The 18,142-nt window shown below is 58.7% G+C and carries 13 protein-coding genes; 8 read left to right on the top strand and 5 right to left on the bottom strand.

Annotated elements, in window-relative coordinates:
• Nucleotides 1-13 precede the first annotated feature (13 nt).
• Nucleotides 14-1,186, bottom strand: a complete 1,173-nt coding sequence (locus tag GA0061102_RS20915) for an acetate/propionate family kinase (RefSeq protein WP_092852807.1) — start codon at nucleotides 1,184-1,186, stop codon at nucleotides 14-16.
• Nucleotides 1,187-1,622: 436 nt separating this feature from the next.
• Nucleotides 1,623-2,810 carry a glycosyltransferase gene (locus GA0061102_RS20910; protein ID WP_245298091.1) on the bottom strand — a complete coding sequence of 396 codons (1,188 nt, stop codon included), beginning with the start codon at nucleotides 2,808-2,810 and terminating at the stop codon, nucleotides 1,623-1,625.
• A 311-nt stretch (nucleotides 2,811-3,121) separates the two neighbouring features.
• Here GA0061102_RS20910 and GA0061102_RS20905 point away from each other — a divergent pair, with 311 nt between their 5' ends.
• The 4 genes from GA0061102_RS20905 (at nucleotide 3,122) to GA0061102_RS20885 (ending at nucleotide 9,883) form a co-directional block, all read left to right on the top strand.
• A complete protein-coding gene (locus tag GA0061102_RS20905) occupies nucleotides 3,122-4,459 on the top strand; it encodes a polysaccharide biosynthesis/export family protein (RefSeq protein WP_092852803.1) in 1,338 nt (445 codons plus the stop codon).
• 31 nt (nucleotides 4,460-4,490) lie between these two features.
• Complete coding sequence (locus GA0061102_RS20900) at nucleotides 4,491-7,748, top strand: nucleotide-binding protein (protein ID WP_245298090.1); 3,258 nt, start codon at nucleotides 4,491-4,493, stop codon at nucleotides 7,746-7,748.
• Nucleotides 7,749-7,752: 4 nt separating this feature from the next.
• Entirely contained in the window at nucleotides 7,753-9,060 is a 1,308-nt protein-coding gene (locus GA0061102_RS20890) for a glycosyltransferase family 4 protein (protein ID WP_092852801.1), read from the top strand.
• A gap of 181 nt (nucleotides 9,061-9,241) precedes the next feature.
• Nucleotides 9,242-9,883, top strand: a complete 642-nt coding sequence (locus GA0061102_RS20885) for a sugar transferase (protein WP_245298089.1) — start codon at nucleotides 9,242-9,244, stop codon at nucleotides 9,881-9,883.
• Here GA0061102_RS20885 and GA0061102_RS32965 read toward each other — a convergent pair.
• Nucleotides 9,873-10,046 carry a hypothetical protein gene (locus tag GA0061102_RS32965; protein WP_159432189.1) on the bottom strand — a complete coding sequence of 58 codons (174 nt, stop codon included), beginning with the start codon at nucleotides 10,044-10,046 and terminating at the stop codon, nucleotides 9,873-9,875. The genes GA0061102_RS20885 and GA0061102_RS32965 overlap by 11 nt on opposite strands.
• 270 nt (nucleotides 10,047-10,316) lie before the next feature.
• Here GA0061102_RS32965 and GA0061102_RS20880 point away from each other — a divergent pair, with 270 nt between their 5' ends.
• Entirely contained in the window at nucleotides 10,317-11,822 is a 1,506-nt protein-coding gene (locus GA0061102_RS20880) for an oligosaccharide flippase family protein (RefSeq protein WP_245298088.1), read from the top strand.
• A gap of 51 nt (nucleotides 11,823-11,873) precedes the next feature.
• Nucleotides 11,874-12,710, top strand: a complete 837-nt coding sequence (locus tag GA0061102_RS20875; RefSeq protein ID WP_092852795.1) for a methyltransferase, TIGR04325 family — start codon at nucleotides 11,874-11,876, stop codon at nucleotides 12,708-12,710.
• Here GA0061102_RS20875 and GA0061102_RS20870 read toward each other — a convergent pair.
• Nucleotides 12,707-14,422, bottom strand: coding sequence for a GMC oxidoreductase (locus GA0061102_RS20870; RefSeq protein ID WP_092852793.1), 1,716 nt, complete (start codon nucleotides 14,420-14,422; stop codon nucleotides 12,707-12,709). The two genes, GA0061102_RS20875 and GA0061102_RS20870, sit on opposite strands and share 4 nt — an antisense overlap.
• Nucleotides 14,423-14,634: 212 nt before the next feature.
• Between GA0061102_RS20870 and GA0061102_RS20865 the strand changes: the two genes are divergently transcribed.
• Complete coding sequence (locus GA0061102_RS20865; RefSeq protein WP_092852791.1) at nucleotides 14,635-15,819, top strand: DegT/DnrJ/EryC1/StrS family aminotransferase; 1,185 nt, start codon at nucleotides 14,635-14,637, stop codon at nucleotides 15,817-15,819.
• A 1-nt stretch (nucleotide 15,820) separates the two neighbouring features.
• On the top strand, nucleotides 15,821-16,558 hold the full coding sequence (locus GA0061102_RS20860; RefSeq protein WP_092852789.1) for a 4'-phosphopantetheinyl transferase family protein: 738 nt from the start codon (nucleotides 15,821-15,823) through the stop codon (nucleotides 16,556-16,558).
• On the opposite strand, the gene GA0061102_RS20855 is transcribed toward GA0061102_RS20860, so the two are convergent.
• Nucleotides 16,528-18,129: a glucosamine inositolphosphorylceramide transferase family protein gene (locus GA0061102_RS20855; RefSeq protein WP_092852872.1), complete on the bottom strand. Its 1,602-nt coding sequence runs from the start codon at nucleotides 18,127-18,129 to the stop codon at nucleotides 16,528-16,530. The two genes, GA0061102_RS20860 and GA0061102_RS20855, sit on opposite strands and share 31 nt — an antisense overlap.
• Nucleotides 18,130-18,142 lie beyond the last annotated feature (13 nt).

Below are 18,142 nucleotides of genomic sequence, written 5' to 3'. Positions count from 1 at the left end.
CTCCTCGTTTTCGTCACGTGATAAGTGCCAGGGCCTCGTCGGCGATTACCTGTTCCTCATCGGTCGGAATGACAAATAGCCTAGCATTGCTGGTTGCTGCGTTGATCGAGGTCAAATTGCTGTTGTTCGCGTCTTCGTCGATCTCGATACCCAGCCATTGCAATCTCTGTGCAACGCGGGCTCTGATCTGCGGTTGATTTTCGCCGATGCCGGCCGTGAAGACGATGGCGTCGAGGCCGCCGATCGTCGCGCACAGCCGGCCGATTTCGCCTGATATGCGCAGGCAGAAGAGGTCTATGGCCTCCGCTGCTTCCGGACGTGTGTCCTCGAGCAGTACCCGCGTGTCGCCGCTGATGCCGGAAACGCCAAGCAGCCCGCATTCGTGATAGAGAAAGTCCTCGATCCGTTCGGGCTGCCGCATTCCGCCTCTCATGAGATAGAGCAGCGCGCCGGGGTCGAGCCAGCCGGGGCGTGTCGCCATCGGGATCCCGTCCAACGCCGAAAACCCCATGCTTGTGTCACGGCTGATGCCATCCTCCATGGCACATAAGCTCGCGCCACTGCCGAGATGGCATGCGATGACTTTACCCTTGGCAGTAGTCGGGTCGATCTGTCGAAGCCGGGAAGCGATGTATTTGTAGGAAAGGCCGTGAAAGCCATAGCGGCGCACGCCATCGTCGTGCATGCCCCGCGGGATGGCCAGCCGCCGGACGATATCTGCCTGCGACGAATGGAATGCCGTGTCGAACGAGGCGACTTGCGCAACATCGGGGCGAAGCGTCTCGATGGATCGGATGACGCGTAAGGCTTGAGGCTGGTGCAAAGGGGCAAGGGGAATGAGCTTCTCGATCCGCCCGATCGCAGCGTCGTCCAGCAGGGCCGCCTCCTGGAACGTCATGCCGCCATGGACGACACGATGGGCCACCGCCCGCAATCTGCCGGGAAGATGGGCGAGCATATGATCCAGGGTTTCCGCCACGACGGAGACGAAATTCGCGGCGTTGTCACCCTTGATCGACTTTTCATAGCGATCTTGTCCGACGGAATAGCGAAGGGACAGCGGCGTTTGGTCGAAGTCGATCTTTCCGCGACCGACATTGATCGCCTGCGTGCCCGTCAGCTCAAAGATCCCGATTTTCAAGGTCGAGGATCCGGCATTGAATGTCAGCAGGACATCGTCAGTCATGTCAGCCTCTGGCGAAGGGTTTCAGCTACCGTAAGTTAGTGTATTCGCGTGCAGTAGCAACCGGGGAGATCGTCTTCTGCGACGCTTTGGCGCGACCTTTGATCTCATGCGGGAATCAGGCAGGCGACGAGGCTGCCGTTCTGGTCGAGCCTGGTCGAAGAGCAGACAGCTGCAGGCCACAGCCTTGCCGCGGAGGTGAGAGCTCAACTCGCTGCTGGCTCAGTTCCGTATCAGCGGCGCTACCCCGCAGGCCGTACATAAGGGGAATGGTAGGAGTTCCCATCGCGTGCCTGAGATGCGCAGTGGGACAAATTGAACGGAGATCAGAACAGCCTTTGCGTCGGGCAGGCGCGAGCCATGCAGGCCCCGATTTATCCAAGAGCCGCCCTCAATCCCAGACCAGCATCCGCGTGAGGATTGCAGGACGTGCCGTATCCTACTGCAGCGTCGTGGTGGGCGTATCCGTCGCAAACATCGGCAACTGCGCTTCAAGTGCGCGCTGAATGGCGGGAAAGCTGCGAAGCTTGTCGGCCTTGCGGATCATCAATTCCTCATTGATGATGGCCCGCATGCCCGTCGTGAATGTTCGCAGGCTGAATTGTTCCGAATGGGCGTGCAGCATCGCGGGATGAAACCGGCGCTCGGTAGCTTCGAAATCGAGTACGGCGTCGATCAAGGCATCCACGGATTGCTCGTCAAAGAGGAGCCCGGTCACTCCCGGCACGATCGTTTCCAGCGCTCCGCCGCTTCCATAGGCAATAACAGGCCGCCCGCTCGCCATCGCTTCAACGGGAACGATGCCGAAGTCTTCCTCGCCGGGAAAGATCAGCGCACGGCAGCGCGCCAGCTTTTCCTTCAACACTGAAAACGGGGTCCGGCCCAGGAAGGTGATGGAAGGGCCGGCCATACGTTTCAGCTCCTCCATCTGACTGCCTTCGCCGATAACGACCAGCTTGCGGTCCATCCGGCTGAAGGCCTTCACCGCCAGGTCGATGCGCTTATAGGGAACCAATTGGCCGGCGCAGAGATAGAAGTCCTCGATCGATGTTGTTGGCGTAAAATCATCGACATTGACGGGCGGGTAGAGCACGGTTGCATGGCGCCGATAGTATTTGCTGATGCGATCGCAAACATGATGCGAGTTGGCGACGAAGCGATCGACCCGCATGCTCGTATTGACGTCCCAGGAACGCAGCAGTGGCGCCAGCATCGGCAACATGACCCGGGATGCGAGACCTGCATGAGATCGGTAGAAATGATAGTGGTCCCAGAGATAACGCATGGGAGAATGGCAATAGCAGATATGCGTTGACCCCGGCGCCGGGATGATGCCCTTGGCCGGGCCTGATTCACTGGAAATGATCAGATCGTAATCCGTAAGATCGAAGCTCTCTAAAGCAAAGGGCATGAGCGGCAAGAGCGATTGATAACCCCTGACTGCTCCGGGGATCCGCTGGAGGAAGGACGTGCTGATCTTGTGCTTTCGGATCTTTTCGGAGATGCGGCTTTCATCATAGACGAGAGTGAAGATATCGGCGTCCGGATACATGTCGCAGAGGGCCTCGACCACCTTTTCTCCGCCCCTCATGGACACCAGCCAATAATGTACGATCGCTACACGCATTGCTCGCCCCTCCGTGGGTCGCAACAACATTGTGCAGTCGGCAACGTTTGCGACAGGGCCCACATCGGTTCGAGACGGCATACAAATGGCCGAAGGGAGTAACCGAAAGATTTAGCCGGGGATCAGGGCCTGCACACAAGGATATGTGCATTCGACTAAGAGATTGGTGAAGCCCATACCTCCCTGCCAGAAATGATAAGCCCTGTTGCTTTGGTAGGGGATTTACACGCTATGCGTTCGACTGCTGATCTCGTTTCGTGGCGCCTTCATTTCCCGATGGCGCAAGCGACACGAAAGCGAGTTTTCGGCTCATGGTTAGAATTCGCACCTTGCCTTACCATACCTTCCTCATGCCGCCTCGGTCCATGGCGCCCTGGTTGCTGGCATTGCTGCTTTCCGGTGCGGGCACGCCCGGCATCGCCGACGCTGCTGCCAGAGATCTCTACCATGTCGGGCCGCAAGCCCGGATCAAGGTGGCGATCGTCGAATGGATCGCCGCGACCGGCGAATATAAGGAGTGGACTGCGCTCAACGGTGAATACGTCGTGTCGCAATCGGGCTCGATCTCGATCCCGATGATCGGGGAAATGCAGGTCGGTGACAAGACCGTCGAGGCCATCAGCTCCGATATCGGTGACAAGCTGAAGCAGATCACCGGTCTGGCCGTGGCGCCGACGGCCTCCGTTCAAGTTGTCAAATATCCGATGATCTACGTATCGGGCGCGGTCGAAAAGCCGGGCGAGCTCGAATTCAGGCCCGGTCTGACCGTGAAGCAGGCAATGGCGATGGCGGGCGGGCGCGAGCGTCGTTACAACCAGACGGGCGACTATTCTGAAGCGCAGCAGATCACCTATGCCGGCGACATCAGCCGCATGGAGCTTCAGTTGAAGCAGCTCGGAGCGAGGCGGGCGCGCCTGATGGCCGAACTCAACGATCAGCCGACGATCACGTTTGCGCCGGAGATCAAAGCTGCTCCCGAGGGATCGGCGATCAGGCTGATCATGACGAGCGAGGTCGACCTCTTCAACGCGAGGGCGGACGCCTTGCGGCAGCAACTTGCCGCTGCTGCGGATCTGGAAACGTTGCTGCGCAACGAAATCAACATTCTCGACGAGAAAATGTCATCGCAGGACGAGCAGGTGAAGATAGCTCAGGACGAATTGAGCGATATCGCGAAGCTGGTGGATACCAAGATCCTGACCACATCGCGAAAGACCTCGCTGGAGCGGATCGTCGCTGAGATGCAGGCGGGCAAGCTGGATCTTGTCGTTGCCTCAATGCAAGCCAAGCAGAAGCTGAACGAGACCGAGCGCGATGCGCTCAATCTCAAAGGTCAGCGCAAGACCGAGGCCGGCCAACTGCTGCAGACCACGGAGACCGAAATCGAAGACACGAAACTTAAGCGAAACACGACGCTGCAACTGCTGCAGATTTCAGGCGCGTCGCTTTCACGAAGCCAGAGCATGAAGGCGCTCGATCTGCAGCCCCTCGAATACTGGATAACCCGAGGCGGCAAAGGGGACGATGCCGCCAAGGTATCAGAGGGGACCGAGCTGCAGCCGGGGGATGTTTTGGACGTGCATTACAACATTTCCGGAAGCCTGGACGGCACGGCGCTCTCGTCCGCCGACACCGGTCAGTCTCAATAGCGACAAGCGAGCCAAAGTGGGGGCGACAATCATGGCAGTTCACGAGATCGGTAAGGGCTTTCGCGGCACTCCATCTAACACCAGAGGCGCGGGAGATAGCGAATATATCTCGTTTCGCGACGTCTGGCGGTTTCTGCAGCGCCACTGGTTGATTTTCACCGTGTTTACAGTTGCCGGGCTCGGTGTCGGCGGCCTCTACATGGTGACGACCAAACCGGTCTATACGGCTAGCACGCGCATCGTCATGGATCCCGACCAAGGGCGCATCGTGTCACAGGATGCTTTCACCGGAACGGTCATCATCGAAGCGGCGGAAATTGCGAGCCAGGTCGAGATCGTTAAGTCCGAGGCGACGGCACGCGCCGTCGTCCAGAAACTCAACCTCACCGAAGACCCCGAAATCATAGGCGGCATGTCCTGGCAGGCCGCCCTGCATGACAAGCTGCGCGCATTTGTCAGTTTTTTCGATCATGGCGATGATGGAAGCGCTAAGACCGAAGATACCGAAGACGACCTGATGCGCCGCACGATGGCGTCGTTCCTGTCCCGGGTCGAGGTCAATCGTGTTGGCCAGTCCTACATTCTGGAGATCGGATATCGTTCGACTGATCCGGAAAAGGCAGCCCGGACGGCGAACGCGATCGCGGAGGCCTATATCAGCACAGGTCTGTCGGAACGCGCCTCGGCGGCACAAAGCGGTGCCAAATGGCTGGAGACGCGTCTGATCGAAGTCGGCCGGCAGGCACGCGAAGCGGCCATGAGCGTCGAAGAATTTCGTGCCAGGAACGGCATCATGGAGGTCAGTGCGACCTCGTCTCTCGATCAGCAGCAGCTGTCCGAGATCAGCAGTCAGGCCGTTGCAGCAGGAGCCCAAACTGCGGCGGAAACAGCCAAGCTTGCGACCCTCGACCAGCTTATGGCCGGCGGCAAGGTCGAAGGCGATGTCGACGAGACGATGAGCAATCCGCGGATACAGAAGCTGCAGGAAGATCTCGGCGCCGCAACCATCAAGTTGAACAATCTCGCCGGCCGATACGATGCCGACAATCCCGCCATCGTTGCTGCGCAGCAGGAAATCGATCGCATAAAGGGAGACATGCGTAAGGAGTTCGAGCGCATCCAAGCGCTCTACAAGACTAATCTCGACATCGCCAAAGCGCGCGAGAAGCTCCTCAGCGATGAACTGTCCTCCTTGAAGGAGGCCGGAACGGACAAGAATCTGGCACGGGTGGAGCTATCGGAGATGGAAAGCCGGGCGACCACATATCGCCGGATGTATGAGAGCATTTTGCAGCAGCTGATTGGCGCGCTGCAGAAGGAATCGTTTCCGCTTGGCAACGTTCGTGTCGTGACGGCAGCAGCCGTGCCGCTGGCAAAGACCTGGCCGAAATCCTCCTTCGTCCTGCCGTTTGCGGTTATGCTCGGCCTGGCGGCGGGTGTCATGGCGGCGCTTTTGCGAGATGGCCTGGATCGTCGCGTCAGTTCCAATGAAAAGCTGCGGCGGGAATTGGGGATCACTTCATTGGGACATGTCCCCGTTTATACCAGCCCGTCCTTCCTGCCGGCAAGCATGGTGGTCGGCAATGCCGGCTGGCGACGAACCATGCTGCCGCTAAGATCGGTGCTCGATACGCCCTATTCGCAGTTCTCCGAAGCTCTGCGCGGCGTCAAGCACTCTATCGATTCTGCCTTTCCACCCAACGCACCCATGGTGGTTGGCATAACCTCGGTCGGCACCGGCGAAGGCAAGACCACGATCGCGACCAATCTTGCACAGCTCTACCAGCACGAGGGCGCCTCGGTCGTATTGGTCGATGCGGACTTCCTCAATGCCAGGCTGAGCTGTGTCGTAACCGAGTCGGGGACGGAGTTCGGCATGGAGGCGCTGAACATAAACGATGTGCCGCGTCGCTATGCCGTCGCCCATGAGAGCGGACCGCTTGTCGCAAAGGTCGATCAGGAGCCAGGGGCGGAGATCGTGCACGCACAAGGCAGCGTTCCGGTCGTCACCGTTGATGAGACAGAGAAATCCGTCGCAGCCTTTCAACGCTATGGACATCTGCCCGCGCTCAAGGCCGAGATCGATCTGCTGAGGCGGCAATACAAGGTCGTCATCGTTGACATGTCGGCTTTCGAGGATTCTGCCGATACGCGCGTCATCTGCAGCTACCTGGAGGGCATCGTCGTCGTCGTCGGACAGACGAACAAGATGACCGTCGAGAGGCTGTCGGACGCGCTGGCAAGCTTCGGTACGACGACGATCAACATCCTCGGCATCATTGCCAACCGCAGCTCCGAGAGGCGTCAAGGCCACCAGACGCGGCTTTTGCGCCGCAGGCCACAGGAGCGCCAGGTGCGCGCATCCGCAAGACGCCTCACGAGCCATACCAGGGCTCGTCCGCTCAAGATTGCTGTCGGCATAGCAAGTGCCGGGCGACGCGACATCCTGTCGTCCATCCTTCCGCACATCGCCAGTCAGACCCGTAAGCCTGACGAGATTGTCGTCTGTCTTTCCTCGCCCGAAGACATCGATCCAACTTGCCTGCGGAATCTTGACTTTCCGGTTCGGGTGATCATTTGCGAGCGCGGGCTGTGCCGTCAGCGAAATCGGATCCTCGACAGCATCCAGGACGCGGATGTCGTCCTTTTCCTGGATGACGATTTTCTGATGACATCAACCTATATCGAGGAAACGGAGCGGCTGTTCCAGCTCCAGCCCGATGTCGCCATGTGCACCGGCACGGTCCTTGCCGACGGTATCACCGGCCCGGGCATTTCCGTTCGCGACGGCCTGCGCCTGGTCGACGGCGAGCATCGGCGGCGATCAGGCGCCGCGATGCAAATCCGGCCAGTCTACAATGGCTATGGTTGCAACATGGCTATCCGCATGGCCATCGTCAAAGCCGCCTGTCTGCGGTTCGACGAAAACCTGCCCTTCTACGGCTGGCTTGAGGATGTCGATTTCAGCAGGCTCGTTGCCCAGTATGGCCAGCTTGTCAGCGCCAGGCAGCTCGAAGGCGTTCACCTAGGCACGAAAAGCGGCCGGTCGAGCGGCGTCCGTCTCGGCTATTCGCAGATCGCAAACCCGCTCTATCTCATGCGCAAACGCACCATGAGCGTGCCGCAGGCAACGATGCAGATCGGCCGCAATCTCATAGCCAATCTTGTCAAAGTCTGGCGGCCGGAGCCCTGGGTTGATCGCAAAGGTCGCCTTAGAGGCAATGCCATCGCGTTTCGCGATCTGCTCAAGGGCAGGCTGGCACCGCAGAACATCGAAGCATTGGAATAGTCCGGTGGCACGCTCATCCGGCCTAGATCGCGTCGTCGTCATAAATGACCGTTCCTCCAGGATAGGCGGAGCGTCGAACCTAGCGATCCTGTCCGCCGGCTTGCTGCAGGATGCGGGGATTGCCGTGACATATTTTGCCGGCGATATCGTCGGCTCCGATCCGCCGGCGTCCGAGACAATCAATCTCGACGCGCTGCCGTTGACACAGCAGTCACGTTTCAGCGCATTTGCCAGCGGTCTTTACAATCCTCGCGCCTATGCCGACCTCAACGGCCTGATTTCGCGTGCCGATACGGAGGGTACCATCTATCACATCCACGGTTGGTCGAAGATCCTCTCTCCTTCGATTTTCCGCGCTCTATGGCCCGTTCGCGAGCGTGTCGTTCTGCACGCCCATGACTATTTTCTCTCCTGTCCAAATGGCGGATTTGCCAATTATCGCAAAAATCAGGTCTGCCCTCTGACGCCGATGTCGATCAGTTGCTTGACCACAAACTGCGACAAGCGCGGCTATCACGAGAAAATCTGGAGATCGGCCCGTCATCTGGTGAGGGAGCATTATTTTCCGATCCAGCAGGTAGCCGCCAATATCGTCATCGTACATCAACGCATGCGCGATTATTTCGCGCGCGGACAGATCCGGACGAGCAACATAGAAACAATTCGCAACCCGGTTGAACCTTTCCTCGATCATCCCTCGGACTCATGGAAGAACCGCGACTTCTTCTTTGTCGGACGGCTGGAGCCGGAAAAGGGATTTGAGGATGCTGCGATCGCGGCACGGCTTGCCGGCGTTAGGCTTCAGGTCGTAGGCGATGGCGCTGGCCGGGCTCGTCTGGAAAAGGATTTTCCCGAAGTTATCATCCATGGCTGGAAGTCCAAGGACGAGATGCGGGGTATCCTTCGCGATGCGCGCGCGCTCATCGTTTCATCCCGGGTCCCGGAGCCTTTCGGATTGGCAGCGCTTGAGGCCGTGACAAGCGGCATACCCGTGATCTTGCCCGATACGGCGCTTCTCGGCGACGAACTCGCTTCGCTCGGGTGTGGACTGACCTTTCAAAGCGGCAGAGTTGAGATGCTCGCCAGCGGAGTACGCCAGCTTGCCGGCGATGACATGCTGCTTCGCGTGATGAGCCTGAATTGCATTCGTCGGTCACACGAGATGGCTCACACGCCGACGTCCTGGCGAGACGCATTGCTCTCTCTCTACGACCGCGTTCTTGAACGCGCAAACGCCGACACGACAGGCCCGAAGACGGCGGCAAATGGTGACTTTCCAACTGCTCGTCGGCTGACCGACGAAACCGGTTGAGGCTTGTGGTTAGCCTTGCGCCCGCGCCCTACGCCAATGGGACTAGGCCAATGCCCGCAGGGTCAATTGTCAAGGATGAGGGTAGCTGGCAGCTTTGAAAGAGGCATCGATGTGGTGAGGGGTCAAAGAGATGTTATCGACTTTTGACAGCGTTGCTCACCGCGAGCGATCTCGCGGCGAGGTGAAGCGGGCAGAACGGCTGGACCGCTCCAAACGGATTGTCGACCTTGTTCTTTCCGGGCTGGGACTGGTGTTCCTGGCACCGGCGCTGCTGGTAATTGCGATCGCGTTGCTTCTGGTCGACGGTCGCCCCATCATTTACCGCCATTCGCGCATTGGCCGTTACGGACGCCCGTTTGAATGCCTGAAATTCCGCACGATGCGCAAGGATGCCGACCGGCAGCTCGCGGAACTGTTGGCATGTGATGAGACGCGAAGACAGGAATGGTTGTCGACGCAGAAGCTCAAGAGCGATCCGCGCGTGCATTGGCTCGGAAAGTACCTGCGGATGACCAGCGCAGACGAGTTGCCGCAATTGCTCAACGTTCAGCGCGGCGACATGAGCCTGGTCGGACCTCGTCCCGTCGTCACTGCGGAGCTCGAGCGCTATGGACCAAACCTCTATTGCTATCTAGGGCTTCGGCCGGGCATCACCGGCCTCTGGCAGGTCAATCGTCGAGCCGAGACCACCTATGAGGAGCGCGTTCAGTTCGACCTCGATTATTTCCATAGTCGCTCACTGCGCGCCGACTTTGCAATTCTGGTAAAAACCGTCGGCGTCGTGCTGTTCGCGCGCAACGAAAAAGAACGTCTCACCAAATGAGAAGCGCGGCCATGGCGATCCACACGGCAAGGCAGAAGATCACCAAAATCCAGCGAAGCAGATATTTCTGGCGCGATCCGCCTTGCTGCTTCGAGGCGTTGGGATCATGCTTATCGTCATTCATAAGCTGCTCTGCTTGGTTTTGCATGGCAATTGCCGGCAAGCCCTTTTTTCACCGCCAAGAATTTAGATCCGACTCTGGTGTTCGGAACAATAACTTCTGTGAAACAAAAACGTCTAGCTCCGACTTGCCCCGTCCACAGACAATATTTCATTACGCGGAATCGTGTCCTGAATGGGAGCGCTGTGCCTTTTATCAGGAGCAAGACTGGAAACAATTGCGCAGTTACATGCTGCACGTCGGCGGAAATTATCAACCAAGGAGCGTGAGAACGAGTTTTCACTTACATCTACCTTCCATGGTGGTGGGTTGATGGATAGCCTATCGCCTCGCCCTAAAGGTGTTGGTTGGGCCAGTCTGAAACATTGGCTTCGCTCCCGTACGCCGGCGGTAATCGGCGACGGAGCATCGACGCTCGTCTCGAAAATCGTTTCGCAGGCCGTGCAGCTTCTGATCTTCCTTGTTGCTGCGCGCGCGTTGGAATCGGCAGAATTCGGCCTCTACGCGTTCAGCTCCGCTATCGTGGTCATGCTTGTCGTGATCGCGGAAGGCGGGTGGGGCGAGTTTGTCATGAAGGCCGAGTGTACCGACCGGGAACTCGACCAGATCGGCACGATCTCGATCCTTGCCGGCGTGCTTGTGACGATCATCGGGGCGTTCAGCGCCGCCATCGCCTGGTTTCTTTTCCACCGGCCGCACGAAGCGCTTCTCCTGGCTCTTTTCAGTTGCTGGTTTTTGCCGGCGTCGCTTTATGCGGTCTATGAGGGGCTATTGATTGCTCGCGGCCTGCTGCGCAAGCAGTCCATTATCCGGATAGCGAGCGAGATTGCGGGCCTGTGCGTGACGATGCTCGGGCTTTGGCTCGGGTGGAATGTCTTTTCCCTTGCCGCCGGCCGGCTCGTTTCGCAATTGGTCTGCCTTGCCGGTTCGGCAGCCGTGCTCGGTTGGTGTCCAAGACTGCATTTGACCTGGCCCTTTGCACGCGAGGTTCTCGGGTTTTCAGGTCACATCCTGTCGAACCGGCTGATCCTCTTCCTGCGCTCCTATTCCGGAACGCTCGCGATCGGCAGCTTTCTCGGGCTTACGGAGGCGGGCTATTTTCGGGTGGCCGAGCGCATCGTGGCGGCATTTTCAGAACTTATCGGCGAGCCGGCGCGCATGCTTGCCTGGACACTGTTTCGCCGCTCGGCGCTGGGGATCGGCTCGGATGGAAGGCAGGCTCGGGATATCGGCCCGTCCGCGACCGTTTTCATGATGGTTCTCATGGCGATCTCCACGCCGGTCTATCTCGGCCTTTCGCTGATATCGTCCGATCTGATCGACATCGTGCTCGGCGAGAAATGGGCACCGGCGGCGATTCTCGTGGCGATCCTGTCGGTGAAGCAGGTTCTGTTGATGCCGGGTTATGTTACGGAAGCGCTGCTATCCTTGTCAGGCAATATCAGGCGCATGCCGCCCGCTCTGCTGTTCAATGCCGTGGTTTCCGTCGCGCTTGTCCTGGCGCTCGCACCTTTCGGCGTCGTCGCTGCGGCGTGGGGGCAATGCGTAGCCTCCCTGGTCGCCTTCCTAACGTCGATGCGTCTGCAGAAATGCTATGGGGGTCTTGGCTGGGCAGAGATCATGCGCAAGAGCGGCTATGTTGCGATAGCAGTCGCGCTGATGGCGGCAGCAGTCACCGCGCTCGGCTATTTCGCCGGATCGCTCAGCATGCAGCGCGTGTTGACGGTGCTGCTGCAGGTGGTCTCGGGCGGCGCCATCTATGTCTGCACGCTTCTTGTTCTGAAGAAGGTGGGTGGAGGGACGGCGACGATCCCGTAGATCAGATGATAATCGCGGCGATCGAATAGGTGCTGATTGGGGGTAGGCAAGATGACGAATTCATTATGGTCCCACTTATGGTGGGCAGGCTATGCGTACACAATCCTTAAGGGAACCGCACAGGCGGCCGCCTACGGGCTTGCGCCACTCCGCCTTGCCAGAGGGCGGCTGAACTATCTGTCGCCCTTTCCACGGCGGTTTACGGGCGCGTATACCACCTTTGAAGCCGCGATGGTTGCGGCCCGCAGGCAGAGGCTGGCCGGTTACGACCACGACGAGATCGCGCCCGTGGCCTATGCCAAAATGTGTGAAGTGGCACCGTGGGACTATCCGGTGCTGTTCTGGCTTCGCAGCCTGCTGGGCGAGATCGATGGCCTTGTCGATGCAGGGGGCCATATGGGCACGAAGTATCGCGCCTTTCGCCCATTGCTGCCGCTGGAAGGCTCATTTCGTTGGACGGTGTACGATCTGCCGGCCATTATTCGCGCCGGCCGAAACCTTGCCGAAAAGGAGAGGCTGACGAGCTTGCATTTTGTCAACCGCGTCGAAGACGCGGGCGAGATGCCATTGTTCCTCGGATCGGGACTGATGCAATATCTCGACACGCCGCTGTCCAGCCTCCTGATGCAAATGCCGTCCCTGCCGCATCACCTGATCCTCAACAAGGTCGCGTTGCGCAAGGGCAGCACCATTGTCACGCTCGAACGCATCGGCAAATCCTTTGTCCCTTACCACATGCGTAACGAGGCGGATTTCGTCGGCGACATCGCAGGGCTCGGCTACAGGCAGGTCGATCGCTGGTCCATTCCCGCGCTGTCGCGCGCGATCGATACTCACCCTGAGCTCGGCCGCAGCGAGAGCGCCGGTTTCTATTTCCGTCTTGGCTAGCCTTGCTGGAGGGATAGGTCCGGTTCGCTCACATGCGGCCTGTGCGACTGCGTGGCCGCATGTCGCTGCTTGAGGTGGTCGGCGAGCCGGATCGACAGGGCAAGCAGCATCAAGGTCGGATTGGCATGGCCGGGTGTCGGAAACACGGAGCTGCCCGCAATGAACAAGCCCTCGGTGCCATGAACCATAGCATTGATATCGACGACACTTGTCCGCGGATCGGTTCCCATGCGTGTGGTGCAGGAAGGGTGAGCCATATCCATGAACACGGGCGCGTCACTCTCGCCTCCGGCGATCCAGTCCGGAAGCTTCGGCTTCGCCAGGCCGACGCGAGCGAATTCGTCGGAGATCACCAGCGCCAACCGTTTCACACTGCCTATCTCGCATGTGCCGATCTTCCAGTTGATGCGCGGTAACGGTTGACCGAACTTGTCACGCCGCTCCGTGAGCGTAATGCGGCTTTCGGCATTGAGCTGCTGTTCGGCCATGACGTCGAAGCGCAATTCGGTCGAGCGGTGCGGCAAGCCGCGCTTCCGCACCAGACGATTGTAGAGCCCCGAGGTCACCATATCCGCCGATTTCGCCACCGCCAGCAGATCTCCCTTGAACGTCTTGCTCGCTCCCTTCGTCAGGCGCCAGAGCGCCATCCAGGGGTCGTCCTGAGCGTAGATCTGAACGGGATAGGCGGCGCAATTCGTCAGGCCTTCTTGCGCCTGGATTTCCGGGCTCAAAGACAGACCCCGGAGATAAAATTGCGTTCGTCCGTCGTGGCTTAGGCCATAGAAGTTGAAGTGTTGCGCAATAGGGTCGATATCGCGTCCGGTGAAACGGCAGAGCGACGTTCGTGGATGGTCGCAGAGATAGCGGCCGACGACGTCGTATCCGTTGCCGATACCCGCAGGCAGCACAGAGTTTGACGCAAGCAGGAGGCGTGCATTTTCGATACCGCCGCCACAAAGAACGATCGTATTCGCATGTACGCTTGCACCCCGGCCTGCCGCACTCTTGAGGTCGAGGGACGTCACGCTGCGGCCATGGCTGTCGATGTTGATCCGGGTCACCGTCGCATGCGTCAGAAAATCTATGTTCGTGGCGGTAATATCGAGTGCGAGGCGGCCAAATCGTGTCGGCACGGCGCGCTGACTACGCATGTGACTGAACTGCCAGAAGAATGGCCGTAGCAGCCGCCTATCCAGGCCGAGATCGTCCGGGGTCGAGTGCAGCAGCGCAAAGAGGCTTTCATCGTAACGATTGGGTCCGAGGTTGAGCAGTTTGGCGGCGCGATCAAGGGCAGGCAGCAATTGACTACGCTCAATCGGCCAGCCGGAAAGCGGCAACCAGGGCCGACTGCGGAAATCCACATCATCGAAGGCGGCACATTTACCGATCCAGGTATGGCTGCTGCCGCCAAGCATGCGGTTTCGCAACTCAAATGCCGGAACATCGTTCAGCCATGCCAGCCTGCCGCTATAACCCCGTCCTTCAGGTACGGCATTCGGCGAGACGGAAGGCTGGCCGATGCTTTCGACAGAATTTAGCGTTTGAATTTCGGCCTCGTAGTCGCTGCCGCCGCTTTCGATGACGAGAACACGGATCCGCGTGTCGGCAAGCTCGCGCGCGATCGCAATTCCGGCCGGACCGCCGCCGACAATGGCAATATCGGCGTATATTTCAATGCCATGCGGCATGGATCTCAAGTCACGGCTCATCATGATCGTTTTCCCACCACTTTCCCATTTTCTACCAGCATCGCGCGCGCGCGGATAATTGTTCGATTGGTATAGGCAGGGGTGATGTCTACCGATTTCGGATAGGTAATCCGGCCAGTTCCGTTGGTCTTTTTAGTCGGAAGTCCATGCTGAAAATGCGGTAATCACACGATAGGCTCTTCAGCAAATGCCTATTTTCCGGGGGAACGAAAATTATGGCCAAGGTAGGGTTACGGGAGTGGTTGGCGCTCGCGCCGGTGTTTGTCTCTGGCAAATTGGCGCGATACAGCGACGAGACCGGTGGCCCTCTGGGACGTTTCGAAGCCGATTTCTGTACCAAATTCGGCGTTCGGCATGCGCTCACCATAAGCAGCGGGACCGGAGCTCTGATTTCCGCGCTGGTCGCTGCCGGTATCGGCCCCGGCGATGAAGTGCTGGTGCCGGCCTATACCTGGATCGCAACCGCTGCAGCTCCGTTGGCAGCCGGTGCCGTGCCGGTTCTGGTCGACATCGACCACACGCTCACCATGGATCCGCAGGATATCCTGCGCAAAATCACACCGCAGACGAGGGCGATCATTCCAGTCCATATGTCGAACGTGGTGTGCGACATGGACAGCATCATGCGGATTGCCCGCGAGAACAATCTCGTGGTCATCGAAGATGCCTGTCAGTCCGTCGGGTTGCGCTACAAGACCAAGCGGGTTGGCGCGATCGGCGATGCCGGCGCATTCAGCTTCAACCAATTCAAGAACATAAATTGCGGGGAGGGCGGCGCTGTCGTGACCAACGATGCGCGGCTGTTTGCACGCGCCCGGATGTATCACGACATCGGCTCGATGTTTCGTGGGCACCTCGACAATGCCAACGAACCGCCTCTGCTGGGAGTGAATTTCAAAGCGAGCCAGATTCAGGGCGCCATGCTGAATGTGCAGCTGAAGAGGCTTGATCCCATGATCGCCCGCATGCGCGAGCGCTATGATGTGATGAGCGAAATCTTCGCCAAAAACGCGAACCTCATTGTCGGCCCTCACAACGATGTCAACAACGCCGCCGGCCTCCATGTCATCTTCGAAACATCGGAGGAGGCCAAGAGATTTGCCGAGGAAAACAAGCGCGGTGTCTATCGGCTTTTCGATTCCAGCCGCCATGTCTACACCAACTGGCAACCGGTTCTACAGCAACGCACTGGCCATCCGGCGATGAACCCCTTCCTCTGGACGGAGCGGAAGATCGAGTACACGCCGGATCTCTGCGCACAAACTATCGATATCCTGAAGCGCAGTTGCCGGATCAGTCTTGGGGAGAATTATCCCGTGGCGCTGGTCGCCTACATGGCCAGGCGAATGTCGCGGCAAGCAAGATCGATAAACGACCACCTCTATTACGCGACGGTTTAGCATGGAAAGCATCGGGCCTGACACCATCGACGTCTGGAGTTGGAAGCTGGACACGCCGCCGCCCGACCTTGGTATGTCTGCCGCGTTACTATCGCTTGACGAATGCATTCGGACAATTCGCTTCGTCCGTGATCGGGACAGGCAACGCTTTGTCGCCGCAAGAACCGGAATGCGGATCATTTTGGGGCGCTATCTCGGAATTTCACCACGATCGATAGGTTTTGATTATGGCGACAACGGAAAGCCTTCCGTACAGGCTTACGGCGCTTACCCCATCCACTTCAATCTCAGCCATAGCGCAGATCTGGCAGTCCTTGCCGTTTCGGATCGCTACGAACTCGGCATCGATATCGAGGAAATTCGTTTCCTGAAGGAAGACATTGCAAAATGGTTCTTTTCCCTCCGGGAATATCAGACACTTCGATCTTTGCCAGCAGATAGCTACATGGATGGCTTCTATCGGTGCTGGACACGCAAGGAAGCGTTCATCAAGGCCCACGGTGCAGGCTTGTCGCTGCCGCTGGACAGTTTCGATGTCACCTTCGACAGGTCGAGTGAATCGCGATTGGAGCGGCTTGAAGGGGATGCAGGCGCACCCGCAAACTGGGCCGTTCTGGAGCTTGAAACGCCAATCAACTTCGCCGGCGCTGTCGTCGCCTCAACCGGAGGGCGCCGCGTATGCCTGCGCTACCGCGACGAGGATATAGGTCAGTTGGTCAATCTCGCATCGAGAATGTAACGCCCATCGGTCGCATCGAAATGGTGGCAGCCGTGGAGACCCGCCTTGAAACTCGGCGTTATCGTCCGGATGCGGCGCTCGCGATAATCGTCCACCGTGAGCTTCTCGATCTCCATGATATTGAGCCCGTAGCCATAGATGCCATGCGTATTGTTCTGCGAGGGGCGTAGGAGCCTGCCCTCATGCTCGAAGATGCGCCCCGCACCGCGAGCGTCTGTACTGCCGATAACGACGGGATTCCGCTTGTGAGGCTTTATGTCCTTGAGGGCTGGGCCATCGACCTCAAATAGATAGAGCTCGCTGCAGTGATCTTCATAGGCATGGAAATCCGACAGGTTGGTGAATAGCCACCATTTGCCGCCGTGACGGATCAAAACACTGTCGGCGGGCGACTGGCCCTCGAAGGCCGTGGCATGAAGCTCCCATTTCAGGGGAAACTCGCAGCAGCGCCAGACCTCCAGGCGCCGGGCGTGGTGCGTTTCCGGTATCATGAAGATCTCATCGCCATCGCGAAATATGAACGGATAGGAAAGATGATAGGGACGTTCCAATGCGACCCCGACCTGTATGAGCGCGTTGCCGTCAAAACGACCGACCGCGATGTGAGCCTTGCGGTCGCTGCGGGAATAGGCCTCGTAGAACAGATAGCATTGACCCTGATGTTGGAACAGGAACGGATCGGCCTTGATGCTGTTGCCGGCAGGTGGAATTTCGACCGCGCTGCTGGGATCGAAATCGCCGATGTGACCGCGCCCTGTATAGAGCGTCCAAATCGCGGGACTGGCGCGGAGTTTCGTTGTCACCGACCTGAACGCCTTGCGTGAGATTGAGCCAGCGACGATGCTTCCGTAACGAAGGAGGTTGCCGAGCGACGGCGCATGCGCGCCGACTGGATCGACGAAGGCGGACGGAGTGAACCGCCTGTTGTCGGCCAAGCGCGCCAATTCACGCAGCAGCAGTGTCACGCTTCGCTCCCGCACGAATGCACTCAATCTTGCCGCACTGGGTTTGATATTGAACGCCGCCCGCGCGATCTCCAGCCTGTCGGCTTCGCTGCCGCACTTCGCATAAAGAACCAAGTCTGCCGTGGAAGCACGCGCAAGAACCTCGGCATAGCCGAACCAAGCCATATCGGCAGATCGCTGATCGGAGAGATTGAAGGCCCATTCCCCGAAAGGCAAAGCGGCGATCGCATCGTCAGCCATGCTCTTTGGGATCATGCGGATGACAAGGTCGAGCTTCAGGCGGCGCAACGATGCCGCGGTGATATTGTCGGCGGTGCATGTCTTGTGGCTGTCGGCATCGTAAATATCGATAAAATGGTGCCGGCTATCGAAATGTTTTGGACAGTAGGCCGGTTGGCGGGCCAAAGCACTGGCCTCCAATCGCGCGCCCCAGGATAACAGCTTCGAAACTTTGCCTTCCCCAAACGCATGCGAATGGGTGAATACAGCAGCCAGCTCCAGCCAAGGCGCCGCGATAATGCGATCCAGGATCATAAGCTCCCAGTTTTCGAGCGCGCGCGCGCGCGCGATAAGAACGCCGACCCTCAATGGCTTGGTTTTGTTCATAGCCGCTGCCCCT

This window comes from Martinezella miluonensis, assembly GCF_900094545.1.
Classification (GTDB): domain Bacteria; phylum Pseudomonadota; class Alphaproteobacteria; order Rhizobiales; family Rhizobiaceae; genus Rhizobium; species Rhizobium miluonense.
Note: the sequence above shows the minus strand (reverse complement) of the source record. Positions and strands in the feature narration are given on the sequence as shown.

Bases quoted from the DNA above. Each gene is read 5' to 3' on its own strand.
- GA0061102_RS20875 (WP_092852795.1), top strand. From the start codon at position 11,874: ATGACGAATTCATTATGGTCCCACTTATGGTGGGCAGGCTATGCGTAC.
- GA0061102_RS20900 (WP_245298090.1), top strand. From the start codon at position 4,491: ATGGCAGTTCACGAGATCGGTAAGGGCTTTCGCGGCACTCCATCTAAC.
- GA0061102_RS20860 (WP_092852789.1), top strand. From the start codon at position 15,821: ATGGAAAGCATCGGGCCTGACACCATCGACGTCTGGAGTTGGAAGCTG.
- GA0061102_RS20910 (WP_245298091.1), bottom strand. From the start codon at position 2,810: ATGCGTGTAGCGATCGTACATTATTGGCTGGTGTCCATGAGGGGCGGA.
- GA0061102_RS20865 (WP_092852791.1), top strand. From the start codon at position 14,635: ATGGCCAAGGTAGGGTTACGGGAGTGGTTGGCGCTCGCGCCGGTGTTT.
- GA0061102_RS20880 (WP_245298088.1), top strand. From the start codon at position 10,317: ATGGATAGCCTATCGCCTCGCCCTAAAGGTGTTGGTTGGGCCAGTCTG.
- GA0061102_RS20870 (WP_092852793.1), bottom strand. From the start codon at position 14,422: ATGATGAGCCGTGACTTGAGATCCATGCCGCATGGCATTGAAATATAC.
- GA0061102_RS20905 (WP_092852803.1), top strand. From the start codon at position 3,122: ATGGTTAGAATTCGCACCTTGCCTTACCATACCTTCCTCATGCCGCCT.
- GA0061102_RS20915 (WP_092852807.1), bottom strand. From the start codon at position 1,186: ATGACTGACGATGTCCTGCTGACATTCAATGCCGGATCCTCGACCTTG.
- GA0061102_RS20855 (WP_092852872.1), bottom strand. From the start codon at position 18,129: ATGAACAAAACCAAGCCATTGAGGGTCGGCGTTCTTATCGCGCGCGCG.